At 72.1% G+C, this 24754-nt stretch carries 18 protein-coding genes and 1 pseudogene; 9 read left to right on the top strand and 10 right to left on the bottom strand.

Annotated features, from left to right (window positions below; translation table 11 throughout):
* Both ACFY5B_RS06075 and ACFY5B_RS06070 read right to left on the bottom strand, forming a co-directional pair.
* A pseudogene (locus ACFY5B_RS06075) lies at positions 1–110 on the bottom strand (IS5/IS1182 family transposase); the annotation flags it as partial.
* Between the two features lie 263 nt (positions 111–373).
* Complete coding sequence (locus tag ACFY5B_RS06070) at positions 374–1138, bottom strand: Rv3235 family protein (RefSeq protein ID WP_389965119.1); 765 nt, start codon at positions 1136–1138, stop codon at positions 374–376.
* Positions 1139–1456: 318 nt separating this feature from the next.
* On the opposite strand from ACFY5B_RS06070, the gene ACFY5B_RS06065 reads away from it, so the two are divergent.
* The 6 genes from ACFY5B_RS06065 to ACFY5B_RS06040 all read left to right on the top strand — a co-directional run bounded on the left by ACFY5B_RS06065 (position 1457) and on the right by ACFY5B_RS06040 (position 10867).
* Positions 1457–1972 carry a DUF6912 family protein gene (locus tag ACFY5B_RS06065; RefSeq protein ID WP_389965116.1) on the top strand — a complete coding sequence of 172 codons (516 nt, stop codon included), beginning with the start codon at positions 1457–1459 and terminating at the stop codon, positions 1970–1972.
* A gap of 158 nt (positions 1973–2130) precedes the next feature.
* Entirely contained in the window at positions 2131–2796 is a 666-nt protein-coding gene (locus tag ACFY5B_RS06060; RefSeq protein ID WP_344462571.1) for an HAD family hydrolase, read from the top strand.
* 458 nt (positions 2797–3254) lie between these two features.
* Positions 3255–8207, top strand: coding sequence for an NAD-glutamate dehydrogenase (locus ACFY5B_RS06055; protein ID WP_389965112.1), 4953 nt, complete (start codon positions 3255–3257; stop codon positions 8205–8207).
* Positions 8208–8321: 114 nt separating this feature from the next.
* Positions 8322–8777: a GtrA family protein gene (locus ACFY5B_RS06050; RefSeq protein WP_389965109.1), complete on the top strand. Its 456-nt coding sequence runs from the start codon at positions 8322–8324 to the stop codon at positions 8775–8777.
* Complete coding sequence (locus ACFY5B_RS06045; protein WP_389965106.1) at positions 8761–10257, top strand: hypothetical protein; 1497 nt, start codon at positions 8761–8763, stop codon at positions 10255–10257. Before ACFY5B_RS06050 ends, ACFY5B_RS06045 begins: the two co-directional genes overlap by 17 nt.
* Positions 10258–10318: 61 nt before the next feature.
* The gene (locus ACFY5B_RS06040; protein WP_389965102.1) at positions 10319–10867 is read left to right on the top strand and encodes a hypothetical protein; all 549 of its coding nucleotides are present in this window, start codon (positions 10319–10321) and stop codon (positions 10865–10867) included.
* Between the two features lie 68 nt (positions 10868–10935).
* Here ACFY5B_RS06040 and ACFY5B_RS06035 read toward each other — a convergent pair whose 3' ends face one another.
* The 4 genes from ACFY5B_RS06035 to ACFY5B_RS06020 all read right to left on the bottom strand — a co-directional run bounded on the left by ACFY5B_RS06035 (position 10936) and on the right by ACFY5B_RS06020 (position 16595).
* Positions 10936–12582, bottom strand: coding sequence for a glycosyltransferase family 2 protein (locus tag ACFY5B_RS06035; RefSeq protein WP_389965099.1), 1647 nt, complete (start codon positions 12580–12582; stop codon positions 10936–10938).
* Positions 12579–14774: a CDP-glycerol glycerophosphotransferase family protein gene (locus tag ACFY5B_RS06030; RefSeq protein ID WP_389965096.1), complete on the bottom strand. Its 2196-nt coding sequence runs from the start codon at positions 14772–14774 to the stop codon at positions 12579–12581. The genes ACFY5B_RS06035 and ACFY5B_RS06030 overlap by 4 nt, the downstream gene beginning before the upstream one ends.
* Positions 14775–14851: 77 nt before the next feature.
* Positions 14852–15682, bottom strand: coding sequence for an ABC transporter ATP-binding protein (locus ACFY5B_RS06025; protein WP_104788437.1), 831 nt, complete (start codon positions 15680–15682; stop codon positions 14852–14854).
* Positions 15675–16595 (bottom strand): ABC transporter permease, encoded by a 921-nt coding sequence (locus ACFY5B_RS06020; RefSeq protein ID WP_389965093.1) that lies wholly within the window; start codon positions 16593–16595, stop codon positions 15675–15677. The genes ACFY5B_RS06025 and ACFY5B_RS06020 overlap by 8 nt, the downstream gene beginning before the upstream one ends.
* A 181-nt stretch (positions 16596–16776) precedes the next feature.
* On the opposite strand from ACFY5B_RS06020, the gene ACFY5B_RS06015 reads away from it, so the two are divergent.
* Positions 16777–17403, top strand: a complete 627-nt coding sequence (locus ACFY5B_RS06015; RefSeq protein WP_389965090.1) for a TetR/AcrR family transcriptional regulator — start codon at positions 16777–16779, stop codon at positions 17401–17403.
* A gap of 72 nt (positions 17404–17475) precedes the next feature.
* Here ACFY5B_RS06015 and galE read toward each other — a convergent pair whose 3' ends face one another.
* Both galE and ACFY5B_RS06005 read right to left on the bottom strand, forming a co-directional pair.
* The gene (gene galE, locus ACFY5B_RS06010; protein WP_389965087.1) at positions 17476–18456 is read right to left on the bottom strand and encodes a UDP-glucose 4-epimerase GalE; all 981 of its coding nucleotides are present in this window, start codon (positions 18454–18456) and stop codon (positions 17476–17478) included.
* Between the two features lie 78 nt (positions 18457–18534).
* The gene (locus ACFY5B_RS06005; protein ID WP_389965084.1) at positions 18535–20250 is read right to left on the bottom strand and encodes a glycosyltransferase family 2 protein; all 1716 of its coding nucleotides are present in this window, start codon (positions 20248–20250) and stop codon (positions 18535–18537) included.
* A 166-nt stretch (positions 20251–20416) separates the two neighbouring features.
* Here ACFY5B_RS06005 and ACFY5B_RS06000 point away from each other — a divergent pair, with 166 nt between their 5' ends.
* Positions 20417–22168, top strand: a complete 1752-nt coding sequence (locus tag ACFY5B_RS06000; protein ID WP_389965171.1) for a hypothetical protein — start codon at positions 20417–20419, stop codon at positions 22166–22168.
* On the opposite strand, the gene ACFY5B_RS05995 is transcribed toward ACFY5B_RS06000, so the two are convergent.
* Positions 22125–22643 (bottom strand): MarR family winged helix-turn-helix transcriptional regulator, encoded by a 519-nt coding sequence (locus ACFY5B_RS05995; protein WP_389965081.1) that lies wholly within the window; start codon positions 22641–22643, stop codon positions 22125–22127. The genes ACFY5B_RS06000 and ACFY5B_RS05995 overlap by 44 nt on opposite strands.
* A gap of 95 nt (positions 22644–22738) precedes the next feature.
* On the opposite strand from ACFY5B_RS05995, the gene ACFY5B_RS05990 reads away from it, so the two are divergent.
* Positions 22739–23152, top strand: coding sequence for an organic hydroperoxide resistance protein (locus tag ACFY5B_RS05990; protein ID WP_033308229.1), 414 nt, complete (start codon positions 22739–22741; stop codon positions 23150–23152).
* Here ACFY5B_RS05990 and ACFY5B_RS05985 read toward each other — a convergent pair.
* Positions 23142–24731: a hypothetical protein gene (locus tag ACFY5B_RS05985; protein ID WP_389965078.1), complete on the bottom strand. Its 1590-nt coding sequence runs from the start codon at positions 24729–24731 to the stop codon at positions 23142–23144. The two genes, ACFY5B_RS05990 and ACFY5B_RS05985, sit on opposite strands and share 11 nt — an antisense overlap.
* Between the last annotated feature and the right edge of the window lie 23 nt (positions 24732–24754).

Raw genomic sequence — 24754 nt, 5'->3', positions numbered from 1 at the left:
TCGAGCGTGCGGCGGTGGTCGGCCCATCGCCGCCCGCGGACCGGATCGGCCGGCATCAGCGGCTCGATCCGGTCCCACATCGCATCGGTGATCACTAATCGGACGGACATATCCGATCAACTGACCAATCCATCAAAGAGACACGCTCTAGTCATGTCCGGGGGTCTGCGGGTGTCCGGCGCCTTGTCATGGGCGAGGGTCTGCCGGTGTCCGGCGCTTTGTCACGGGCGTCGGCCCGTGCGGCGGTGCCCGACGCTTTGTCATGGGCGGGGGGCCCGCGCGGCGGTGTCCGAGGCGCGGGCGCACCTGCTTCCGGGGCCCCGCGCGGCGGTGTCCGAGGTGCGGGTACCTGCTTCCGGGGCCTCGGCAGGCCTCAGTCGCACTCCGGGCGGGGTGGGCGGGGGCCGCCGAGTTCCACGGCCGTGCAGCGCCAGCGCAGGTCCTGCCCGAGTTCCAGGCGGAACGCCATGGCGCGCAGCCGGTCGCCGGCGCCGATGCGGGCGAAGGCCTCGATGGCGCCCGGCCGGGGTGCGTACCAGCCGATGTCGCGGACGACGGGGCGGGCGCCGCGAGTGCGCAGGGGGCCGCGTTCGGCCAGCCAGGCCAGCTCGTCGTAGGCGCGGCCGCGGGTGTGGCGGAGCATCGAGTGGACGGGGCGGTGGCCGCTCAGGACGGCGACGAGGAGGTCGGCGAAGACGTCGGTGGGCAGGAGCTGGGGAACCGCCGCGGGACGTGAGCCCTGGCCCGGGACCCGTGGGTCGCTTTCGGTGGGGGCAGGGGCAGGGGCGGGGGCGGGGGCGGTGGCGTTGGGGCGGGCCGGGGAGCCGGTTGCTTCCGGGGTCCGGCGCGGGGCTGTGCGCGTTGCTGAGAGGGACGGTGGGCGCGTGTCCGCCGGGCGGCTACGGGAAGCCCTGGCGCGGGCGGAGGCCGGCGGACGACCGCCGGCAGCGGGAGGCCGGGCCCGGCCGCTGCCGGGAGAGCGCGGAGGCGCGGAGCCGCCGGGAAGGGGCGGTGTGGCGGCGGTGCCGACGGGGGTGCGGGGTGTGGCGTACCCGGGTGTGCGGGCCGCAGGGCTCACCTGTGGGCGGGGCGTCGGCGTGGCCGGGCGGTGCTGGGTCCTGGTCATGACCTTGTGCATGGGGGTCCCCGTTTCGTGAACCGGTGGATACCGGGGAGTAACTTCGGCTGGTGATCTTGTACGGGGCGGACCGGGGCCGCGGCAAGGAAGCGCGGTTCGGGTCGCGGGCGCCGAAAAGTTCACCTATCCGGGTGGTGTCGGGGGTAGGGATCCCTTGAAGGCCGGGGAGGTGCCGGGTGAATTCCGGGCCGAGGGTGGACGCCTCCGGCGGCACGGGGCGGGGCTCGAAAGGGGACGCCCCGCACGTATCCTGAAGACCTTCCGGAGCCGTGCCGAGACCTCCGATCACGATCACCACGACCACGAAAGCGGCCAGCCATGCGTGTCTACGTGCCCCTGACCCTCCCCGGCCTCGCCGAGGCGTACAAGACGGGTGAGCTGGGAAGCGGGCCGTTCGTCGCCTATGCCGTGACGCCGGGGCTGCGCGAGTGGTACGTCTCCGACGACATCGAGGAACTGGAGTACGCGGCGCTCGGCCGGGCCGCGCTCGCCTCGCTGCGCCTGCTGGCGGCCGAGCCCGAGGCGCCGAGGCGCCGGGTCGTCATCGCCGTCGACGTCGCCGAGCGGGCCGTGAGCGCGGGCCCCGACCGGGGGCCCGATCCCGCGCCGCTGGGGGAGGTGCGGGTCGCGGGCCCCGTGCCGCTCGGCAAGGCGGCGTCGGTGCACGTCGACGCGACGGACGCGGCGGCCGATGTGACGGCGGCCGCAGAGGCACTGCAGGCGGCGGACGGCGGGGACGACGACGCACAGTTCGTCGTGGACGGGGCGGAGGACCACGAGCTGCTGTGGTTCGCCACCCAGGAGATCGCGAACCTGGTGGGGCGCGGCGACTGAACCCGTCGTCGGGGGTGTCAGGGGGACTGAACCCTTCGTCGGATGTGTTGGAGAAGACTGAACCCCCGTCGAGGGCGTCGGGGGACTGAACCCGTCGCCGGGGGCGCGTTGAGGCGCCGCTCTCTTGATTGTCAGTGGGGGCGGGTACGTTTTCGGGCATGGGGATGAAGACGGGCGCGCACATTGTCTGGGACTGGAACGGGACGCTGTTCCACGACAACGACGCGATCATCGGGGCGACGAACGCGGCCTTCGCCGAGCTGGGCCTGGAGCCGCTGACGCTGGAGAAGTACCGGGAGCTGTACTGCGTGCCGGTGCCGAAGTTCTACGAGCGGCTGATGGGGCGGCTGCCGACCGAGGCCGAGTGGGAGGCCATGGACGACGTCTTCCACCGGTACTACTCCGAGCACCGGGCGGCGTGCGGGCTGACGGTGGGGGCCGTGGAGCTGCTGGCCGGATGGCGCTCGGCGGGCCGCAGCCAGTCGATATTGAGCATGTACGTGCACGAGGAGCTGGTTCCGCTGGTGCGGGGGTTCGGTATCGAGCCGCACTTCATACGGGTGGACGGGCGGACCGGGCCGTCGGGGGGCAGCAAGGCCGAGCACATGGTGCGGCACCTGGCGTCGCTGAGCGGGGTGGCGCCGGAGCGCACCGTGGTGATCGGGGACGCCGCGGACGACGCGGTGGCGGCGCTGCACGTCGGGGCGCGGGCCGTGCTGTACACCGGCGGATCGCACAGCAGAGTGAGCCTGGAAGCCGTCGGCGTTCCTGTCGTGGACACACTGGAGGAGGCGGTCGCGGAGGCGGAGCGGCTAGCGGCGTGACCGGCCGTCCTGACCGGAACCCGTAGCGGCACTGTGCAGAACGTCAAACTTCTACGGCTGGTTTTGTACACATACGGCTCATGACGGAGCCCCTGTAAGGAGCGATAGCCTAGGTGGCGTGATCAGCGCGATAGTTCGCGGGGACGTCGTCGTCCCTGCCCTGCGCCCGGAGAGCACGGACGACATCCGTGACCGGGCGGCAGTCGCTGGTCTTAGCGGGCGGGACGTGCCATCGAGGACTCCCGGGACGCCGAGCACCACCCGTACCCGAGCGTCGCGGAGAGCAGCGTCACACCGGTGGCCCAGCTCAAAAATGGCTCAGACACCCCCGCTCATCTCGCCTTGCGGCATAGCGTCGGAACAGACCGGATACCCCGTGTCACGACGTGAGGCCGTCAGCGCAGAGGCCGTACTTCCTTCTACGTCACGCAACGGCGCGCGACAGGAGCCAGAGGACAATGCAGACCAAGCTGGACGAAGCCAAAGCCGAGTTGCTCGAGAGGGCCGCCCGGGTAGCTGAGAACAGCCCGGTCGGGGGGCACCTACCGACCGGGTCGACGGGCGAGGAGACCCCAGACGCCCAGAAGGCCCCGGACCGCGACACCCTCCACACGTTCCTCCAGCGTTACTACCTGCACACGGCACCGGAGGACCTCACCGACCGCGACCCGGTCGACGTCTTCGGAGCTGCCGTATCGCATTACCGGCTGGCCGAGAACCGCCCCCAGGGCACGGCCAACGTGCGGGTGCACACCCCCACGGTGGAAGAGAACGGGTGGACCTGCAGCCACTCCGTGGTCGAGGTCGTCACCGACGACATGCCCTTCCTCGTCGACTCCGTCACCAATGAGCTGACGCGGCAGGGGCGTGGGATCCACGTCGTCATCCACCCCCAGTTCGTCGTGCGCCGCGATGTCACCGGCAAGCTCATCGAGGTCCTGTCGACCCCGGCGATCGGAGACCTTCCGCACGACGCGCACGTCGAGTCCTGGATCCACGTCGAGATCGACCGTGAGACCGACCGGGCCGATCTGAAGCAGATCACCGCCGACCTGCTGCGCGTGCTGTCCGACGCCCGTGAGGCCGTCGAGGACTGGGGCAAGATGCGGGAGGCGGCGACCCGGCTGGCGGAGGGGCTGCCGGACGAGCCCATCCCCGGCGACCTGCCCGGCCCCCAGGTCGAGGAGGCCCGCGAGCTGCTGCGCTGGCTGTCCGACGACCACTTCACCTTCCTCGGCTACCGCGAGTACCAGCTGCGCGACGACGACTCTCTCGCCGCCGTGCCCGGCACCGGGCTCGGCATACTGCGCGCGGACCCGCACCACGCGGCCGAGGAGAGCCACCCGGTCAGCCCGTCGTTCGAGCGGCTGCCCGCCGACGCCCGGGCCAAGGCGCGCGAGCACAAGCTGCTCGTGCTGACCAAGGCGAACAGCCGGTCGACCGTGCACCGGCCGTCGTACCTGGACTACATCGGCGTCAAGAAGTTCGACGCCGACGGCAACGTCATCGGCGAGCGGCGCTTCCTCGGGCTGTTCTCCTCCGCCGCCTACACCGAGTCCGTGCGCCGGGTGCCGGTCATCCGGCGCAAGGTCGAGGAGGTCCTGAAGCAGGCCGGGTTCTCGCCCAACAGCCACGACGGACGCGACCTGCTGCAGATCCTGGAGACGTACCCGCGCGACGAGCTGTTCCAGACCCCGGTCGACGAGCTGCGGTCGATCGTCACCTCCGTCCTCTACCTCCAGGAGCGCAGGCGCCTCAGGCTCTACCTGCGCCAGGACGAGTACGGGCGCTACTACTCCGCCCTCGTCTACCTCCCGCGCGACCGCTACACCACGGCCGTCCGCCTGCGGATCATCGAGATCCTGAAGGAGGAGCTCGGCGGCATCAGCGTCGACTTCACCGCCTGGAACACCGAGTCGATCCTGTCCCGGCTGCACTTCGTGGTCCGGGTCCCGCAGGGCACCGAGCTGCCGGAGCTGTCCGACTCCGACAAGGAGCGCATCGAGGCCCGGCTGGTGGAGGCCGCCCGCTCCTGGGAGGACGCCTTCGCCGAGGCGCTCAACGCCGAGCTCGGCGAGGAGCACGCGGCCGAGGCGATGCGCCGCTACGCGCACGCCTTCCCCGAGGGCTACAAGGCCGACCACAACCCGCGCGCCGCGGTCGCCGACCTCGTCCACCTCGAGCAGCTGAACGCCGAGGCGGACAAGGACTTCGCGCTCAGCCTGTACGAGCCGGTGGGCGCCGCCCCCGAGGAGCGCCGCTTCAAGATCTACCGCACGGGCGACGCCATCTCCCTGTCCGCCGTCCTCCCGGTCCTCAACCGGCTCGGGGTCGAGGTCGTCGACGAGCGGCCCTACGAGCTGCGCTGCTCGGACCGCAGCGTGGCCTGGATCTACGACTTCGGTCTGCGCATGCCCCGCGCGAACGGCGGCGGGGACTACTTCGGCGACGACGCCCGCGAGCGCTTCCAGGACGCCTTCGCCGCCACCTGGACCGGCAAGGCGGAGAACGACGGCTTCAACGCCCTCGTGCTGAGCGCCGGGCTCACCTGGCGGCAGGCGATGGTGCTGCGGGCGTACGCGAAGTACCTGCGCCAGGCGGCGTCGACGTTCAGCCAGGACTACATGGAGGACACCCTCCGCAACAACGTCCACACCACCCGCCTGCTCGTCTCCCTGTTCGAGGCGCGGATGTCGCCGGACCGGCAGCGCGCCGGGCACGAGATCGTGGACGCGCTGCTGGAAGAGGTCGACGCGGCCCTCGACCAGGTGGCCTCGCTCGACGAGGACCGGATCCTCAGGTCCTTCCTGACCGTCATCAAGGCGACGCTGCGGACCAACTTCTTCCAGGAGGCGGCGGGCGGCAAGTCGCACGACTACGTCTCCATGAAGTTCGACCCGCAGGCCATCCCCGACCTGCCGGCGCCGCGCCCGGCCTTCGAGATCTGGGTGTACTCGCCGCGCGTCGAGGGCGTGCACCTGCGCTTCGGCAAGGTCGCGCGCGGGGGCTTGCGCTGGTCCGACCGGCGTGAGGACTTCCGCACCGAGATCCTCGGCCTGGTCAAGGCGCAGATGGTGAAGAACACCGTCATCGTGCCGGTCGGCGCCAAGGGCGGCTTCGTCGCCAAGCAGCTGCCCGACCCGTCCGTGGACCGGGACGCCTGGATGGCCGAGGGCATCGCCAGCTACAAGACGTTCATCTCGGCGCTGCTCGACATCACCGACAACATGGTCGCGGGCGAGGTCGTGCCCCCGGCCGACGTCGTCCGGCACGACGAGGACGACACCTACCTCGTCGTCGCCGCCGACAAGGGCACCGCCACCTTCTCCGACATCGCCAACGGGGTCGCCGAGCAGTACAACTTCTGGCTCGGTGACGCCTTCGCCTCCGGCGGCTCCGCCGGCTACGACCACAAGGGCATGGGCATCACCGCCCGCGGCGCCTGGGAGTCCGTCAAGCGGCACTTCCGCGACATGGGCGTGGACTGCCAGACCGAGGACTTCACGGTCGTCGGCATCGGCGACATGTCCGGTGACGTGTTCGGCAACGGCATGCTGCTCTCCGAGCACATCCGCCTGGTCGCGGCCTTCGACCACCGGCACATCTTCATCGACCCGAACCCGGACGCCGCCACCTCCTACGCCGAGCGCCGCCGCCTGTTCGAGCTGCCCCGCTCCAGCTGGGAGGACTACGACACGGAGCTCCTGTCGGCCGGCGGCGGCGTCTTCCCGCGCACGGCCAAGGCGATCCCGGTCAACGCGCACATCCGCGAGGCCCTCGGTATCGAGGCCAAGGTCACCAAGCTGACCCCGGCCGACCTGATGAAGGCGATCCTGCACGCGCCGGTGGACCTGCTGTGGAACGGCGGCATCGGCACGTACGTCAAGTCCTCCGCCGAGTCCAACGCGGACGTCGGCGACAAGGCCAACGACGCCATCCGCGTCGACGGCAAGGACCTGCGCGTCAAGGTCGTCGGCGAGGGCGGCAACCTCGGCCTGACCCAGCTCGGCCGGATCGAGTTCGCGCTGCAGGGCGGCCGGATCAACACCGACGCCATCGACAACAGCGCGGGCGTGGACACCTCCGACCACGAGGTGAACATCAAGATCCTGCTCAACGGCCTGGTCCGGGACGGCGACATGACCGTCAAGCAGCGCAACAAGCTGCTCGCCGAGATGACCGACGAGGTCGGCCGCCTGGTGCTGCGCAACAACTACGCGCAGAACACGGCGATCGCCAACGCCCTCGCCCAGTCCAGCGCCATGCTCCACGCCCAGCAGCGCTTCATGAAGCACCTGGTCAGGGAGGGACACCTCGACCGGGCGCTGGAGTTCCTGCCCACCGACCGGCAGATCCGCGAGCGGCTCGCCCAGGGCCAGGGCCTGACCGGCCCGGAGACGGCCGTACTGCTGGCGTACACGAAGATCACGGTCGCCGAGGAGCTGCTGCACACCTCGCTGCCGGACGACCCGTACCTGAGCACCCTGCTGCACGCGTACTTCCCGAAGGAGCTGCGCGAGCAGTACCCCGACCACCTCGTCTGCCACCCGCTGCGCCGTGAGATCACCACGACCGTGCTGGTCAACGACACGGTCAACACGGGCGGTACGACGTACCTGCACCGGCTGCGCGAGGAGACCGGCGCGTCGCTGGAGGAGATCGTGCGGGCGCAGACCGCGGCCCGGGCGATCTTCCGCCAGTCCCCGGTGTGGGACGGGGTGGAGGCGCTCGACAACAAGGTCGATGCCGAGGTCCAGACCCGCATCCGGCTGCACGCGCGCCGCCTGGTGGAGCGCGGCACGCGCTGGCTGCTCAACAACCGGCCGCAGCCGCTGGAGCTCGCGGGGACGGTCGACTTCTTCGCCGACCGGGTCGAACAGGTCTGGGGGCAGCTGCCGAAGCTGCTGCGCGGCGCCGACCTGGAGTGGTACCAGAAGATCCACGACGAGCTGACGGGCGCCGGTGTCCCTGAGGAACTCGCCACCCGGGTGGCGGGCTTCTCCTCGGCCTTCCCGACGCTCGACATCGTCTCGATCGCCGACCGCATGGGCCGGGAGCCGATGGACGTCGCCGAGGTGTACTACGACCTCGCCGACCGGCTGCGCATCACCCAGTTGATGGACCGCATCATCGAGCTGCCCCGCGCCGACCGCTGGCAGTCCATGGCCCGTGCGGCGATCCGCGAGGACCTGTACGCGGCGCACGCGGCGCTGACCGCCGACGTCCTGGCGGTGGGCGACGGCACCTCGACGCCCGAGCAGCGCTACAAGGCCTGGGAGCAGAAGAACGCGGCGATCCTCGGCCGGGCCCGCAGCACCCTGGAGGAGATCCAGAGTTCCGACGCGTTCGACCTCGCCAACCTGTCGGTGGCGATGCGCACGATGAGGACGCTGCTGCGGACACACTCGTAAGGCGTACGGCGTGACGGGCGCCCCGGGCCGGTTTCGGCCCGGGGCGCCTTCTTCTTTGCCTGCCTTAGGGTGATTCGACTGGAGGACTTACCCGATCCGGCTAAGGCTTGGGACGTGACTCTCAATGTCTCCGAGGAGCGCGTGGCCGCCGCCCGCCCGGCCAGGCGCGTCGTCCTCGAAGTGGTGCACTTCGCGCTGGTCGGCGGCAGCGGCGTCGCGGTGAACTTCCTGGTGTTCAACGTGCTCCTGCACGGGCTGCACCTGGCCGCCATGGTGGCGACCGTGCCGGCCAGCCTGATCGCCATGGGCGGCAACTACCTCGGTTTCCGGTACGTCGCCTACCGCGACCGGGCGTCCCGGACCCGGCGTCAGCTCACGCTGTTCTTCGTCCTCAGCACGATCGGCGTCGCCATGGAGAGCGGGCTGTTCTACGTCGGCTACCACGGCCTCGGCCTGGACGGGCCGCTGGAATCCAACGCGGTCAAGGCGCTGTCCATCGTGCTGGCCTCCGCCTTCCGCTTCCTCGTCTACCGGACCTGGGTGTTCCCGCACGATGCGCGCCCCGCCTAGACCCGCCGTCCTCACCGCGTGGCTCGCTGCCTCGGTGGTGGTCCTGCTGCTGCTCCTGGTCGTCGTCCGGCTGCCCTGGGCCGGGGACCTCGGGATGCACGCCGCGACCGTCCAGCGCCTGCGGCACGATCTCGTCGACCCGGGTGATCCGCTGGTCGACGCGGACACGCCGAGCCCGTACTACTCGCCCTGGATGCTGGTCCTCGGGTGTGTGGCGCGGGTGACCGGCCTGTCGGTCTTCGTGGTGCTGCGACTCGGGGCGCTGGCCGGACTCGCGCTGCTGGTGACCGGCGTGTGGCGCTACGTGCGCACCCTGACCGGCCATCACGCCGCGCCCGCGCTGGCCTTGCTGAGCCTGCTGCTGCTGTGGGGGACGGCCGTGTTCAAGTGGAGCGGCTTCTACGGGCTCGACTCGCTGGCGCTGACGGTGCCGTATCCGAGCCTGTTCGCGCTCGGCCTGGCGTTCCACCTTTGGGCGTGGCTGGGGCCGGTGGCGCGGAAGGGCGCCGGGTGGGGGGTGTGGCCAGGGCTCGGGGTGCTGTGGGCGGTGATCCTGCTGTGCCACCAGTTCTCGGGAGTGGTGGCTTCGCTGGGGGCGGCCGCGACGGTGGTCGCCGCCCGGCCGGACCGTGCGGCGTGGCTGCGGCTCGGCAGCGGGCCGGCGGTGGGATTCGGGGTGCTGGCGCTGTGGCCGTACTACGACTTCTTCGCGCTGTTCGGGGAGGGCGGCGGGCTCGAGGCGGTGCACCGGCCGCTGTACGACGATCTGGTCGGGCGGTACTGGCTGGTGCTGCTCGGGGTGGTGGCCCTCGGGGTGCGGTGGTGGCGGGACCGGTGGGATCCGCTGGTGCTGTTCTTCGTGCTGGGGGCCGTGCTGGTGACGGCCGGTGGGGTGAGCGGGCACTGGTCGTGGGGGCGGGCCCTGCCGGCGGTGCTGATCCCGGCGCAGCTCGCGGTCGCCGTGGAGGTGTGCGAGGCCGGGCGGCGGGGGGTGCGGGTGGGCTGGGCGTGCGTGCTGGGCGCTGCGCTGGCTCTGGGGGCGTGGACGCAGGCGGGGGCGGTCGGGTACGTCGTGAAGCGGGGGGATCTTCCGGAGGCTGTCGCGGAGAAGTACCGGCGGCCGTGGACGGGGTACCAGTGGATGACGCCCTGGGTGAAGTACGGGGATGTGGTGATGGCGCGGGAGGGGCGGCCGGCGCGGCAGATCCCGGCGTACGGGGCGTACACGGTGGCGCCCGGGTATCCGGACTTCTTCCTGGCGGATGAAGGGCGTCGGGTGGGGGATGTGCGGCGGTACTTCGCGGAGGGGACGTCGGGGGAGGAGCGGGCGGGGATTCTGCGGGAGTACGGGGTGCGGTGGGTGATGGCCGGGGTCGGGATGCGGGGTGCCGGGTTGCGGGAGGTGGCTCGGGGGCCGGAGGGGCAGGTGCTGTACGCCGTGGTGCGTGAGCAGGTACGCGATCCCCTGCCTGACCGGTGAGCCGGGCGTCCGTGACAGGTGCCTCGGCTAGCCTCACCGCATGCCTCTCACCGTTGATCAATTGGCAGGGTACGTGGATCGGGATCTGGACGCCGACCTGGCGCGGTGGTTCCGCGACGAGCCGCGGGTCGACGTCCCGGCGTCGACCCGCCCGGTCGAACCGTTCCTCGCCAGGCTTCCGCGTGACGCCGCAACCGCGTTGGCCGGCTTCGACCGCAGGGTCCGATCGGGAACCATGCCGGCCGGGTTTCTTGACATATACGACTGGTCGTACGGCTTCGACTTCGCGGCCAACGACTGCCGGATCCTCGACTCCGACTATGAGACGGAACTTTCCGATGACGATGTGTGGTCCCTCGGCGCCGATGGAGGAGGCAACTACTACGTGGTGCTGACCGACGGCCGGGTCGCGGTGTGGTTCCACGAGGAGGAGGTCATAGAGGCCCAGACGCAGTTCGACAACCTCGACGTCTTCCTGTGGTCGGTCATCCGATACCACGCCGTGCGCGCCGGTGCCCTCGACTTGGCAGCGGTCGAGACCGACTTCCGCGCCCTCGGGCAGCCCGGAGTGCTGGCGGGAGGGACCGGGCTCCTCGCCTCACTCTCGTGATGACGGAGCCCCGGCGATCGGCGGTGTCGGTCGGCACCTCGGCCGGAGAACGACACCGTGCCGGGGCGTTACTTCACTGCGCTCGCCACCAGCCGCACCGCCCGCTTGACCCTCGGCCGGGCCAGTTTGCGTACCGTCGGGCGGATCAGGGCCGCCGTCACGCCCACCGGCTCCCAGCGGACCTGGAGGCGGCCTGGGTTGTGCCCCTCCGGTTCCACCGTCAGGTGGTGGGAGGGGATGCGGGTCGTCAGGGCCGGGAAGGTCAGGGGGGCCAGCAGCAGGCCCGTGTGGGACAGGCCCTGGTGCTGGAGGCGGAGCAGCGGGTGGCGGATGCCCGCGAAGCCCTGGAGGGGGAGCGGGGCCGCGGCGAGGTCCAGGTGGGCGTGGCCCTCGAAGAGGCCGGGGCGGACGGGGGAGAGGCGGAAGTGGACCTGGAGGCGGCGGCCGCCCGGGGCGATGACGAGGGTCGCGCGCTGAGGGCCGACGGGGAGACGCAGCGCCGGGTCGTAGGTGCGGATCGTGAGGTCGACGGAAGCGCCCGGGCCGCGGGCGATCTCCTTGATCTCGTGGCGGAACTGGGCGCTCGGGAAGGGCCGGGTCTCCAGCTCCAGGTCGGCGACGCTCAGTTCGCGGCGTGACCACTCCGACTCGGGGACCCGCTCTCCCCAGTAGGTGCGGCCTGCCGCGTCGGCGGTCACGCGCCTCGGGCCCACCGCGTGGCCCAGGCCTCGGGCGGCCAGGCGGGCCTCCGGCAGACGGCGGTCGCGGATCAGCTGGATGACGACGCGTTCGGCGCGCGGGAGGCGTGCGAAGGCGCCCGGCGAGAGGGTGTCGAGGTAGGGCGTGACGATGTCCGCGAAGGACGTCAGCCAGGCGTCGTCCCGGTAGGGCAGGTCACCGGCGTACATGCGCAGGTCGTGCTTGAGGAACTTGTGGTCCTTGTCCTCGCGCAGCGACTCGTGCCCGCTGTCGGCCAGGAACGCGTCGATGAGGTGCTGGACGTGGATCCGGTCCCGGACGTTGGCGAGCTTGTGCCGCTGGTTGGATATCGAGGCCGTCTCGGAGGCCGCGAAGGGCGCCACGTACCAGCGGTAGACCGGCTCCGGGATGATCGTGAAGCTTTCGGCCAGGCAGTACGCCTGCGCCGAGAACAGCTGGTCCTCGTAGTGGATGCCCTCGGGGAAGCGCAGGGCGTGCCGGTCGAGGAAGGCGCGGGCGTACATCTTGCTGGTCGACAGGTGCTCGAAGAACAGGCGCGGGTCGGCTTCGATGCCGTCGAGCGTGCGGCGCTCGGCGACCAGGTGCGGCATCCACGTCGAGCAGCGGCCGTTGTCCACCCGGACCCGCTGCACCGCCCCCATCGCGAAGTCGATCTCACGTTCGCGGTGCGCGGCGAGCAGCAGCTCGACCGCGTCGGCGGGGAGTTCGTCGTCGCTGTCCAGGAACATCAGGAACGGCGCTCGCGCGATCTGCAGGGCGCGGTTGCGCGGGGCGCTGCAGCCGCCGCTGTTGCGTTCCAGACGGAGGTGCCGGACCCGGGGGTCCTGGGCCGCAAGCCGCTGGGCCACCGCCGGGGTCGCGTCCGTGGAGTGGTCGTCGCTGATGATGATCTCGAGGTTGGCGTGGGTCTGGCGCCGGACCGATTCGACCGCGCGGGTGAGCCGTTCGGCGTCGTTGTAGACGATGACCGTCACGGTGACGTCGGGGGTGCTCATGCGGTCGCCTCCTGCGGGTTCGGGGCCGGGGTGCGCTCCTCGATCGGCAGCACGGGAGGCAGGTCCCGCTCGTCCTGTCCGAGGAAGACCCGGCGGACGACGCGTTCGGCGGCGCGGCCGTCGTCGTACTCGCAGAACCGGCGCCGGAACACGGCCCGGCTCTTCGCCGCGCTCTCGTCGCGCCAGGCCTCGGTGGTGAGGATCTCCGTCAGCTCCTGCTGGTTGCGGGCGACGGGGCCCGGGGCCTGGTCCATGAGGTCGAAGTAGACGCCGCGGGTGGTGCGGTACGTCTCCCAGTCGTCGGCGTGGATCACGATCGGCCGGTCGAGGTTGGCGTAGTCGAACATGATCGAGGAGTAGTCCGTGACCAGGACGTCCGCCGCCAGGCACAGCTCCTCGACCGGGTCGTAGGAGGAGACGTCGATGATCCGGCCCGTGCGGCGAAGGTTGGTGAGCGGGGAGGCGGCGCCGCCGTAGAAGTAGTGGCCGCGCACGAGCAGGACCGTGTCCTCGCCCAGGCGGTCGGCGAGGGCGGCGAGGTCCAGGCGCGGGGTCCAGCCGGCCTCGTAGTCGCGGTGGGTGGGCGCGTACAGGACGGCACGGCGCCCCGGGGCGATGCCGAGGCGGTCGCGGACCGCGCGGATGTCGTCGGCGCCGGCGGTGTAGTAGACGTCGTTGCGCGGATAGCCGTGGTCCAGGGAGACGTAGTGCGACGGGTACGCGCGCTCCCACATGCGGGTGGTGTGACTGTTGGCCGAGACGCTGAAGTCCCATCTGTCGATGCGCTCCAGCAGCGCCGGGAAGTCCAGGCCCTGCGCGGCGGCCGGGAACGCCATCTGGTCGAGGCCCATGCGCTTCAGGGGCGTGCCGTGGTGGGTCTGGACGTGGATCGCGTCGGGGCGTTTGACCACCGCGTTGGGGAAGTTGACGTTGTTGACGAGGTACTTGGCGGTCGCCAGCACCTCCCAGTAGCGGCGGCTGCCGGGTACCACGTGGTCGGTGCCGGGCGGCAGGAGGGCCGCGTTCTCCTCGGTGACCACCCACACCGCGTGGATCTGCGGGGCCAGTTCGGCGAGCTTGGCGGCGATCGCGGCGGGGTTGCAGGCGACGCCGCGGTTCCAGTACGCCGCGAACACCGCGAGATGCGGGTTGACGGGACGGCTGAGCGCCCTGCGGTACTGGTGGTCCCGGAGCCTGGCACCGGCCTCGCGTCTGCGGGTCCGCACGACCGCTCTGGCGTTGCGGCGGGCGCGGTTGACGGCCTGGAAGGCCCGGTACTTCGCGTAGGCGCCGTCCTCCAGCAGGGAGCGGCGGACGCCTTCGAGCCCGGCCGGGCGGCGGTAGCCCTCGGGGCGGCGGCGCAGGGCGGCCAGGGACGCCCGGCGGAAGAACTCCCGCGCGACCCCTTCCGGCATGCCGCCGCGCGCGAAGGTGCGCAGGCAGTCGCGGACCATGACGTCGTAGAGCACGGCGTGCGCGGCGCGCCGGTCGCGGGTGAGGTCGAGGAGGGACTCGTAGCGCTCGACGAGGCCGTACCGCTGCTCGGGCGCGACCGGGGGCAGGCTCGCGGGGCGCAGTCTGCGGTCCTCGTAGGCGACGTGCGGCAGGCAGGCGACGCGGTCGGCGAGCAGCAGGGCGGCCAGGGCGGCGTACGGCTCGTCGTCGGTGCCGAACCGCGACTCGTGCGCCCGCCAGAACTCCGCGCGCAGCACGCGGGTGCCGAGCAGTGGGGTGAGCCGCAGCAGGGGCGCGCAGTCGTCGAGGGTGACCTCGGCGCGGCCCGCCCGGGCGAGGAGCGGGCCGTCGGGGGAGGGCATGCCGGAGGTGTGCCAGGTGCTGCGGACGTGGTCGAGCAGGAGGACGTCGACCTCGCCGGGGAGCTCGGCCACCCGCTCCGCGATCGTCCGGGGGGTGCCGGCGGGCAGGCCGTCCTTGGCGTGGACGAAGTGCAGCCAGCGGCCGGCGGCCCGGGACGCGCCCGCCGCCCGGGCCGCCGCGTCACCCGTGCCGTCCGGCAGCGGCACGATCTGGACGTCCGGGGTGTGCCGCTCGGCCGTCTCCCGGGCCCAGTCGCCCACCGCCGCCACGATCACCTCGGCGTCCGGCAGGGGGTGGGCGGCGAGGGAGTCGAGGAGTTCCGTCAGATGGTCCTGAACGTTCGGCCCGTGGACGATCACACTGAGCTCGGCCATCCCGGGCCCCCTCTCACAGCTGCACCGTATGCGGTCATGCTGCCATCAATGAGACAAAAGGGCCGACCGGGTGGGCCTCACGAGGGAACGGCGACCTTCGGCTGGGGCTTCGGCTTCGGCGCCTTGTCTCCGGTGAACGCCTCGTACTCCTTGAGGACGTCCTCCGTCGGCCCGTCCATGCGCAGCTCCCCGCGCTCCAGCCACAGCACCCGGTCGCACGTGTCGCGGATCGACTTGTTGTTGTGGCTGACCAGGAACACCGTGCCCGCGTGCTTGCGCAGCTCGCGGATGCGCTCCTCCGAGCGCTTCTGGAAGGAGCGGTCGCCGGTGGCCAGCGCCTCGTCGATCAGCAGGACGTCATGGTCCTTGGCGGCGGCGATGGAGAACCGCAGCCGTGCGGCCATGCCGGAGGAGTACGTCCGCATCGGCAGCGTGATGAAGTCGCCCTTCTCGTTGATGCCCGAGAAGTCGACGATCTCCTGGTAGCGGTCCCTCACCTGCTCGCGGGACATGCCCATGGCCAGGCCGCCGAGGTGCACGTTGCGCTCGCCGGTGAGGTCGTTCATCAGGGCGGCGTTCACCCCGAGCAGGGAGGGCTGGCCGTCGGTGTAGATGTGGCCGTTCTCCACGGGGAGCAGACCGGCGACGGCCTTCAGCAGGGTCGACTTGCCGGAGCCGTTGGTGCCGATCAGGCCGATCGCCTCGCCCCGGTAGGCGACGAAGGACACGTTCTTCACGGCGTGCACCCGGCGCACACCCGAGGCCTTCTCGGTCTGCTTGCGCCGCACGATGCGGTTGAGGGCGGCGGTCGCGGAGCCACGTCCGGCGCCGGTGCCGTTGACGCGGTAGACGATGTCGACGCCGTCGGCGACGACGGTGGGGATCTTCTCGTTCGGGTGCTCAGCCACGTCCGTACGTCTCCTCGGCCTTCCAGAAGTAGATGAAGCCGCCGACTCCGGCGACCAGTGCCCAGCCGACGGCGAGCGGCCACACGTGGTGCGGCAGCTGCCCCGCGTGGAAGCTGTCGATCAGCGCGAAGCGCATCAGGTCGATGTAGACCGCGGCGGGGTTGGCCTCCAGCGCCACCTTGACGACATGCGGCAGGTGGTCGTTCTTGGCCAGCTTGTCGAGGCTCCACATGACGCCCGAGACGTACATCCAGGTGCGCAGGATGAACGGCATCAGCTGCGCGATGTCCGGGGTCTTGGCGCCCCACCTCGCCATGACCATCGAGACGCCGGCGTTGAAGGTGAACTGCAGCACCAGGGCCGGGAACGCCAGCAGCCAGGAGGCGGACACCGGCACGCCGAAGCAGAGCAGGATGACGACCAGCGCGCCCATCGAGAACAGCAGCTGCTGGAGCTGCTGCAGGCAGAAGGAGATCGGCAGCGCGGCGCGCGGGAAGTGCAGGGCCCGCACCAGGCCGAGGTTGCCGGAGATCGCGCGGGTGCCCGCCATGATCGAGCTCTGCGTGAACGTCCAGATGAACACGCCCGTGACCAGGAACGGGATGTAGTCCGGCACGCCGTGCTTGGTGCCGAGCAGCACACCGAAGATGAAGTAGTAGACCGCCGCGTTCAGCAATGGGGTCATCACCTGCCAGACCTGGCCGAGCTTCGCCTGGCTGTACTGGGCGGTGAGCTTGGCGGTGGCGAACGCGGTGATGAAGTGGCGGCGGGCCCAGAGCTGGCGGACGTACTCGGGCAGGGAGGGCCGCGCGCCGCTGACCGTGAGGCCGTGGCGGGCGGCGAGGGCCGCGAGGTCGTGGTCGGCCGGGGTGGGGGCCGGGGGCTGGGGCGGTGTGTGGAGGACCGTACTCACATCCGCTGCTTTCGCTCGGGGGTTGTGGGACCGGGGGCGCGAAGAGCTGAGGGCGGGTGGTCTTTTACCGGACTCTTCACGAACTCTTACGTCGGGACGGGACCGTATCGTCGTAACGGGAGCGTACGTCGGGTGGACGTCGGAACGCAACCGTTTCGTCGTGACGCCCTATGCTGTCGGCATGACGACGAACCCCGACGAGCCCCAGCAGCCCCCGCGTCGCCGGGCCCCCGCGGGGGCGGCCGTACTGCGGGAGGACGTGACGGAAGCGATCCGCGCGGCCGTCTTCGAGGAGCTCGCGGCCGTCGGCTACGCGCGGATGTCCATCGAGGGGATCGCACGCCGGGCGGGGGTCGGGAAGACGGCGGTGTACCGCCGCTGGCGCTCCAAGCTGCACCTGGTCCTCGACATCGTCTCGGCGCTCGCCGTGCAGGGCCTGCCCGCGCCGGACACCGGCTCCCTGGAGGGCGACCTGCGGCTCCTCTACGAGGTGACGTCCCGCGCCCTGCGCCACCCCGTCGCCTCGCAGGTCATCCCCGACCTCCAGGCGGAGGCGGCCCGCAACCCGGACATCGCCGAGGCACTGCAGAAGGCCCTGCGGGAAGGCCAGGACGGCGTCGCCACCGGCATCGTGACGGCGGCGGAACGCCGCGGCGAGCTGCGCGAGGGCATCGACCACGACCTCGCCCTCGACCTGATCTCCGGCCCCCTCTACTGGCGCTCGGTGGTGATCCGCAGCCCGAAGCTCCCGAAGGGGTACCTGGGCGCCCTGGCCCGGGCCACGTCGGAGGGGCTGAAGGCGTTGTAGTACGGCCCGTGACGGGACCCGTTCGAGTGAACCCGGGCAGGTGCCCCGGGGTCCACTCACGGTCCGGGCGTATCAGACCCGCCGCGCCTCCGGGTGCAGCCGTACCCACCCCTCCCACGCCGACGTGATCATGTCGAGCACGTCCAGCCGGGCCTTCCAGCCCAGCTCCGTGGCCGCGCGGTCGGCGGAGGCGACCACGCGGGCCGGGTCGCCCGGGCGGCGGGGGGCCACGACCGGCGGCCGGTCGTGGCCGGTGACCGCGTTGATGCGGTCGATCATCTCGCGGACCGAGACGCCCTCGCCCCGGCCGATGTTGAGCGTGAGGTCGCGGCCGGGCGAGGAACGCAGCACCCGGGCCGCCGCCACATGGGCCTCGGCCAGGTCGACGACGTGGATGTAGTCGCGTACGCAGGTGCCGTCCGGGGTCGGGTAGTCATCACCGAAGACGCTCGGCGGCGCGCCCTCCGTGAGCTTTTCGAAGACCATCGGCACCAGGTTGTAGACGCCGGTGTCCGCGAGCTCCGGACCCGCCGCGCCCGCCACGTTGAAGTAGCGCAGGGACGCCGTCGCCAGCCCGGTCGCCCGGCCCGTCGCACGGACCAGCCACTCACCGGCCAGCTTGGTCTCGCCGTACGGCGACATGGGCTCGCACGGCGTCTCCTCCGTGACCAGGTCCACGTCCGGCATGCCGTACACCGCCGCCGAGGAGGAGAAGACGAGGGACGGCACGTTCGCCGCCGTCACGGCGTCGAGCAGCACCCGCAGGCCCTCGAGGTTCTCCCGGTAGTAGTGCAGCGGCCGTTCGACGGACTCGCCCACCTGCTTCTTCGCCGCGAGGTGGACGACGCCGGTGACCGAGTGGTCCGCGAGGGTGCGGGCGAGCCGCTCGGCGTCCAGGGTCGAGCCCACCACCAGCGGCACCCCGTCGGGCACGCGCTCGGCGATGCCGGTGGACAGGTCGTCGTACACCACCGCCCGCTCGCCCGCCGCGGTCATCGCCCGTACGACGTGCGCGCCGATGTAGCCGGCGCCGCCGGTGATCAACCAGGTCATGTGCGGCCGTCCCCTCGTCAGTTGGCCCGTGGTGGTGGTGCTGCGCGCTGATCCGTCGCGGTCGTCGCTGTCGTGTCCTCAGTGAAGCAGGCGGCGCAGTCGTGCGCGTACGACCGACAGCACACCGCGTACACCGGGAGCCACCCGCAGCGCCAGCGCACCGGAGTGGGTGGAGTACGGCTGTACGAGTACCACGCCCCGCCGGGCGCTCGGGACGGCGCTGCGGCGCAGCAGACCGGTGCCCCGGAGAGCGTGCGCCGTGACGTTCCGGCTCGCGCCGTCGCGGAAGCGGACGCGAAGGCGCAGGTCCCAGGTGCCCGCGCCGAGCGCGGCCAGTGCGGCGAGGTCGACGGCCGTCTCCGCCGACCAGGAGGCCTCGTGTCCGTCGGGGCCGGCAGATCCCGAAGCCCAGGGATGCGTCCCCGTGCACGGCGCGAGCGCCACGCTCGGGCCCCGGACCACCACGTCACCGTCGTCCCGGTGCCTCCACTCCACCTCCACCGCCTCCGGACCCGCCTGCGCCACCCGCCCGTACAGCTCGTGCAGGCGCAGCCGCAGCCGGGTGCCCCGCGCGCCCGGCCGCAGCTCCCCGTCGACGGCGAGGGGCAGCGCCCGCACCGGCCGGGCCCGCAGGGGCTCCAGGGACACCTGCGGGAGCCCGTGCGACCAGACGGGCGTGCCGTCCGCGGCACGGGCGTACGGCGGGCACAGGCGGGCCGGGCGGGCCGCGAGCTCCCGCAGCCGGAGCAGGTCGCACGGCTCCGGGGAGGCCAGGACGACCTGCCCGGCCAGCCGGCCGGGAGCGGCCGGGTTGCGGGCCCAGTCGTCGGCGTCGTACTCCGCGAGGTGCGCCCGCGTGAGCTCCCACCATGCGCGCCGGTACGCGGCGTCACGCAACACCAGTTCGCGCACGTACATCCGCAGGTCGTGGTCGAGGAACTTGGCGCGCACGGCCCGCGCGAGTTCCTTCTGCCCGGCGCCCAGCAGCACCTCGTACGCCTGCCGGCACGCCTCCGTACGGGCCCTCCAGTTCTCGACGCCGGCCCGGTCCAGGGAGATCGACAGCCGCCCGGCGGACCGGCGCACGTGCCAGACGTAGACGCGGTCCGGGACCAGGGCGATGCGCGGGGCCGCGGCCAGTACGCGCGCGGTGAAGACGACGTCCTCGTACGGGAAGCGGCCCTCGGGGAAGCGGATGCCGTGCGCGCGCAGGAAGCCGGTGCGGTAGAGCTTGTTGACGCAGAGCGTGTCGTGGACCAGGCGCGGTCGCCGCGCGGGGTGCGGCACGACGGCGTGCAGTGCGTAGAGGCGATCCTGCCAGGGGATTTCGCGCCCTGAGGGCAGCTCCCGGCGTACGCACAGGCCGCCCGCGACCTCCGCTTGCGCGCCCTCGGCCGCTCGGAGCAGCGCCTCGACCGCGCCGGGCGGCAGGATGTCGTCGCTGTCCAGGAACATCACGTACGGCGAGGTCACCGCGCCGAGTCCGGTGTTGCGGGGGGTGCCGCAGCCGCCGCTGTTGACCCGGCGGCGGATCACCTTCAGGCGGGGCTCCGAGACGGCGAGCCGTTCCAGCAGGCCGGCGCTGCCGTCCTTGGAGCAGTCGTCGACGGCCACCACCTCGCGCACGGCCGGCCCCTGGGCCAGCGCCGAGCGCACGGCGTCCGTCACATGGGCGGCGTCGTCGAAACCGATCACCACGACGGCGACCTCGGCGAGCGGCTTTCCGGAGTCCGTCCCGGTCGCACTCCGGGTCTCACTCGGGGTCGCACTCCCGGTCTCACTCTCGGCATTCATCACGACGGATCGTAAGCCGGGCGAATGACATGAAAGTGGTAACACACCATCAAACATGCATGAAGCGTCTGATACAGCACAGAATCGGGCCGTGAAGAGCGGACGGTCGACGGGGAGCGGCAGGTTCGCCACGAGGGTGGCGCCCGTGGCGGTTCCCATAGCGGTGATGCTCGCGATCGGGCTGTGGGGACTGGACCGCGGCGGCATGTGGGGAGACGAGAGCGTCACCTTCCAGGTCGCGCAGCGCACGGTTCCGCAGATCTGGCGGCTGCTGCACGACGTGGACGCGGTGCACGGCCTGTACTACCTGTTCATGCACGTCGTCCTCACCGTCCACGCGGACGAGGTCGTGCTGCGCCTGCCGGCGGTGTGCGCGGCGACGGCGACCGCCGGCCTGGTCGCGGCCCTGGGCGTCCGGCTGGCCGGGCCCCGGGCCGGTCTGTGGGCCGGTGTCCTCTACGCGATCACCCCGATGACCGGCCACTACGCCCAGGAGGGACGGTCGTACGCGCTGGTCGCGGGGGGTGTGGCAGGGGCGACGCTGCTGCTCCTGAGGGCCGTGGAGGGGGCGGGGGCCCGGGTGTGGTGGGGGTACGGGACGGTCGTCGCCCTGACCTGTGCGCTGCACGAGCTGGCGGTGCCGGTGCTGGGCGCGCACGCGCTGACGCTGGCGCTGCTGCGGGTGCCGCGGAGGGTGTGGTCCGGCTGGGGGCGCGCGGCGGGGGCGGCGGCACTGCTTCTGCTGCCGCTGGTGTGGGTGTCGCAGGGCCAGGCCGGGCAGGTGGCGTGGCTGGTGCCGCCCGGGTGGGACCGGGTCGAGAGGCTCGCCCGGAACTTCACTCCCGGTCCGGCGGGGCCGGTGTTCTGGGGCGCGCTGCTGCTGATGGCCGTAGGACTCCGGGAGCGTCGCACGGCCGCGGTCGCGGCGCCGCTGCTGCTCGTGCCGCCGGGAATCCTGATGACCGTGTCGCAGGTCCGGCCGCTCTACCACGACCGGTACGTGCTGTATTCGCTGGCGGGCGCGTCCCTGCTGGTCGCGGCGGGGGCCGGGCGAGTGGGCCGGGCGCTGGGGCGGGTGCGGATCGAGGGGTGGCGGGTGCGGTTCGACGGGCGGCGGGTGGTGGACGGCGGTCGGTGGGTGCGGGTTGGCGGGTGGCGGGTGCTGGGCGGTGGTCGGTGGGTGCGGGTTGGCGGTCGGTGGGTGCTGGGCAGCGGTCGGTGGGTGCTGGGCGGCGGGTGGCGGGTGGTGGACGGCGGTCGGTGGGTGCGGGTTGGCGGGAGGCGGGTGCGGTTCGGCGGTCGGTGGGTGCGGTTCGACGGGTGGCGGGTGCGGGGCGGCGGTCGGTGGATGCGGGCCGTCGTGGGCGTCACCGGGGTGTTCGGCGTCCTCGGCGTCGTCGTCCTTACCCTCACCTTCCTGACCCAGCTCCCCGTGTACCGCCAGGACCGGTCCGCCGCCCACCGCCCGGACAACCTCGCCGTGGTCTCCGCGCTCGCCGTCCGCCAGATGCGCCCCGGTGACCCGGTGCTGTTCGTGCCGTCGGTCGGCAGGCTCGCCGCGCTGGCCTACCCGAAGGGGTTCCGTCGGGCGCGGGACATCGCGCTGCGGGAGTCCGCGCCCCGCTCCGGGACGCTGTGGGGCCGGGAGGCGACCCCCGGGGAACTGCGCCGGCGGCTCGCCTCGGTCGACCGCGTCTGGGTCGTCGCCGAGGCGCATGTGCTGAACCCGCGCCGGCCCCCGGCCGATCCGGTCGAGCGGACCAAGCTCGCCCTCCTGAGGGCGGAGTTCACCGTCCGGGAGGAACACACCCAGGACGGCGTCGTCCTCCGCCTCCACGTCCGACGACAGCCGGCCGGCGTCCCGTCCGGTGCGGCTACGACGACCCGGTCGCCGGCGAGCCGCCCTGCGGTTCCGTGAGCGCCGCGGCCGCGTCGAGTGCGGTGGTGAGCTCGTCGAGGCGGGCGCGCAATGCGCGGATCTCCTCGGAGCCGAAGCCGGTCGAGGACGCGATCCGGCGCGGCACCTGAAGCGCCCGCGCGCGCAGCGCGACGCCCTCCTCGGTCAGCCGCACCTCCACCGACCGCTCGTCGCGGGCGCTGCGCTCCCGGCGCACCAGACCGGCCGCCTCCAGCCGCTTGAGCAGCGGCGACAGCGTGCCGGAGTCGAGACGCAGGTGCTCGCCGAGCTTCTTGACGGGCAGCTCGTCGTGCTCCCACAGCACCAGCATCACCAGGTACTGCGGGTAGGTGAGGCCGAGGTCCTTCAGGATCCCGCGGTAGACGCCGTTGAAGGCGCGGGAGGCCGCGTGCAGGGAGAAACAGATCTGCTGGTCCAGGCGGAGCCAGTCGTCGTCCGGCGTGTTCATGCTCCCAGGATAGCTCGTGTCCACCATTCAATTGCGCACAACTGAATTGTGTGCTCTAATTCTGGATGTCGGGCGGCCCGGAAGCGGGCCGCCGAACGTTGACGTGAGAGGGAAGGTTTTCCATGGACGCGCTCTACACCGCTGTCGCCACCGCCACCCACGGCCGCGACGGCCGCGCCGTCAGCTCCGACGGCGTGCTGGACCTCGCCCTGGGCGTGCCCCAGGCGATGGGCGGCAACGGCCAGGGCACCAACCCCGAGCAGCTCTTCGCCGCCGGTTACGCCGCCTGCTTCGGCAGCGCCCTCGGCCTCGTCGGCCGCGCGGCCAAGGTCGACGTCAGCGACGCCGCCGTGACCGCCGAGGTCTCCATAGGCAAGCAGGGCGAGGGCTTCGGCCTCGCCGTCACCCTCCGCGTGGAGCTGCCCGACAGCGTGGACGAGGCGACCGGCCGCAAGCTGGTCGAGCAGGCCCACCAGGTCTGCCCGTACTCCAACGCCACCCGCGGCAACATCGAGGTCGACCTCGTCATCGAGTAGCCCCTGAGGCCACCGGACCTCGCCCCCCGACCCGCGCCAGCACCTCCCCCGTCCGGCTGCTCCACGCCACCACCACGGCCTCCTCGGGCACCGGGTGCCAGCGCGTCAGCAACAGCCAGCGCACGTGATAGCGGCGGACGACGGCGGATCGCTCGGCGCGGGTCGACCCGGGGGCGAGATAGGCGCGGACATCGGCCGCCCGGCGCTTCCGCTCCCGCTCGTCCAGGGCGGGGTCGGGCCAGATGGGCGCGGCGAGGTTCGGCCCGTACCCGGCGATGGCGTGACTGGCCAGATACCCGTCGGTGATCACCACCTCGCCCGGCCCGATGTGCCGGGCCGCCCAGTCGTACGACGGCCAGCGCGTCGGCTGTGCGAACCCCACCGGGTCGACCGAGCGCGGCACCACCGCCCCGGCGTGCACGGTGACGAACCCGGCGCACACCCCGGCCGCCGCCACCCAGCCCAGCACCCGCCGGGCCCGTCGCCAGGGCCGGGGCGCCGCCAGCTCCACGGCCAGAGCGAACTGCAGCGGCACCAGCACGGCCCACAGGGCCCGGGCGTAGGTGTAGTGCCCGCTCGCCCAGCCGTACGCCACCAGCAGGCACTCCAGCAGGAACATCCACACCAGCGGATCACGCGCCGACCTGCGGGCCCGGGCCCACAGCGCGGGCAGGCCGAGCAGCGCGAGCCAGGAATTGCCGAGCATCCTCTCGTACAGCTGCCGGTGCATCGCGTCCATGCCGGTGTCGCTGACCAGCGTCAGTACGTCGTAGTACGGCCACGCCACCGCGACCACCGTGCAGACCGCCCCGGCGAGGGTCCAGCGGGCCACGACCGGGCGGCGCCAGCCGCGCTGCCGGGCCGCCACGATCGCCGCCGCCCCGGTGAGCGCCGACGCCGCCGTGACGGGGTGGGTGAGCAGGATCAGCCCGTACAGGGCGCCGATCCCGGCGTACCCCCACCAGCCGCCGAGGCCGCTCGGACCGACGAACCGCACGGCCGGGGCGTCGTCCCGCGCGCGCGAGCCCGTCAGGGCCCACGCCCAGAACGTCAGCCCGATGGCCATCGTGGACGGGTAGCCCAGGTTCGTCGTCATCGACATCAGCCCGAGGTAGCCGCTCCACAGGATCCGCGTGCTGCCCCACAGCAGCGTCATGAACAGCAGCGCCCACACCGGTGCCCAGGGACGCGGGGTGAGGGTCCTGACGAAGCGGCCGATTCCCGTCAGCAGCACCACCAGGTGCACCGGTCCGGCGAGCTTCACGACCTCCCAGCCGGACAGCCCCGTCAGCCGCGCCAGCACACCCTGGGCGACGGCGTACGGGCCGTAGTACGGGCTGCCCTCACCCGGCAGGTCGGCCATGCTGTGGGCCGGGTGCAGCAGGTCGGCCTTGAGGCGCTCGACGACCGCAGCGTGCTGCCCGGCGTCGCAGCACAGCGGGATCCGCCAGTACGCCAGCGTCATCACCAGCCAGAACAGGGCGCCGTAGAACCGGTACGGGGTGAGCCTGCCGACACGGCCGCCGCGCAGCGCCGTCGCGCCGCGCACGGCCCGCCGGACCAGGACCGGGGCGCTCACCGGAGGGTGAAGGGGGTCTGGGG

This window comes from Streptomyces sp. NPDC013187 (genome assembly GCF_042899705.1).
In the GTDB taxonomy this organism is placed as follows: domain Bacteria; phylum Actinomycetota; class Actinomycetes; order Streptomycetales; family Streptomycetaceae; genus Streptomyces; species Streptomyces hawaiiensis_A.
Note: the sequence above shows the minus strand (reverse complement) of the source record. Positions and strands in the feature narration are given on the sequence as shown.

What these genes read in the sequence shown, in the direction of transcription:
- ACFY5B_RS06065 (WP_389965116.1), top strand. Translation starts at nt 1,457, where the DNA reads ATGCGTGTCTACGTGCCCCTGACCCTCCCCGGCCTCGCCGAGGCGTAC.
- ACFY5B_RS06060 (WP_344462571.1), top strand. Translation starts at nt 2,131, where the DNA reads ATGGGGATGAAGACGGGCGCGCACATTGTCTGGGACTGGAACGGGACG.
- ACFY5B_RS06015 (WP_389965090.1), top strand. Translation starts at nt 16,777, where the DNA reads ATGACGACGAACCCCGACGAGCCCCAGCAGCCCCCGCGTCGCCGGGCC.
- ACFY5B_RS06070 (WP_389965119.1), bottom strand. Translation starts at nt 1,138, where the DNA reads ATGCACAAGGTCATGACCAGGACCCAGCACCGCCCGGCCACGCCGACG.
- ACFY5B_RS06045 (WP_389965106.1), top strand. Translation starts at nt 8,761, where the DNA reads ATGCGCGCCCCGCCTAGACCCGCCGTCCTCACCGCGTGGCTCGCTGCC.
- ACFY5B_RS06035 (WP_389965099.1), bottom strand. Translation starts at nt 12,582, where the DNA reads ATGAGCACCCCCGACGTCACCGTGACGGTCATCGTCTACAACGACGCC.
- ACFY5B_RS06005 (WP_389965084.1), bottom strand. Translation starts at nt 20,250, where the DNA reads ATGAATGCCGAGAGTGAGACCGGGAGTGCGACCCCGAGTGAGACCCGG.
- ACFY5B_RS05990 (WP_033308229.1), top strand. Translation starts at nt 22,739, where the DNA reads ATGGACGCGCTCTACACCGCTGTCGCCACCGCCACCCACGGCCGCGAC.
- ACFY5B_RS05995 (WP_389965081.1), bottom strand. Translation starts at nt 22,643, where the DNA reads ATGGTGGACACGAGCTATCCTGGGAGCATGAACACGCCGGACGACGAC.
- ACFY5B_RS06055 (WP_389965112.1), top strand. Translation starts at nt 3,255, where the DNA reads ATGCAGACCAAGCTGGACGAAGCCAAAGCCGAGTTGCTCGAGAGGGCC.
- ACFY5B_RS06030 (WP_389965096.1), bottom strand. Translation starts at nt 14,774, where the DNA reads ATGGCCGAGCTCAGTGTGATCGTCCACGGGCCGAACGTTCAGGACCAT.
- ACFY5B_RS06000 (WP_389965171.1), top strand. Translation starts at nt 20,417, where the DNA reads ATGCTCGCGATCGGGCTGTGGGGACTGGACCGCGGCGGCATGTGGGGA.
- galE (WP_389965087.1), bottom strand. Translation starts at nt 18,456, where the DNA reads ATGACCTGGTTGATCACCGGCGGCGCCGGCTACATCGGCGCGCACGTC.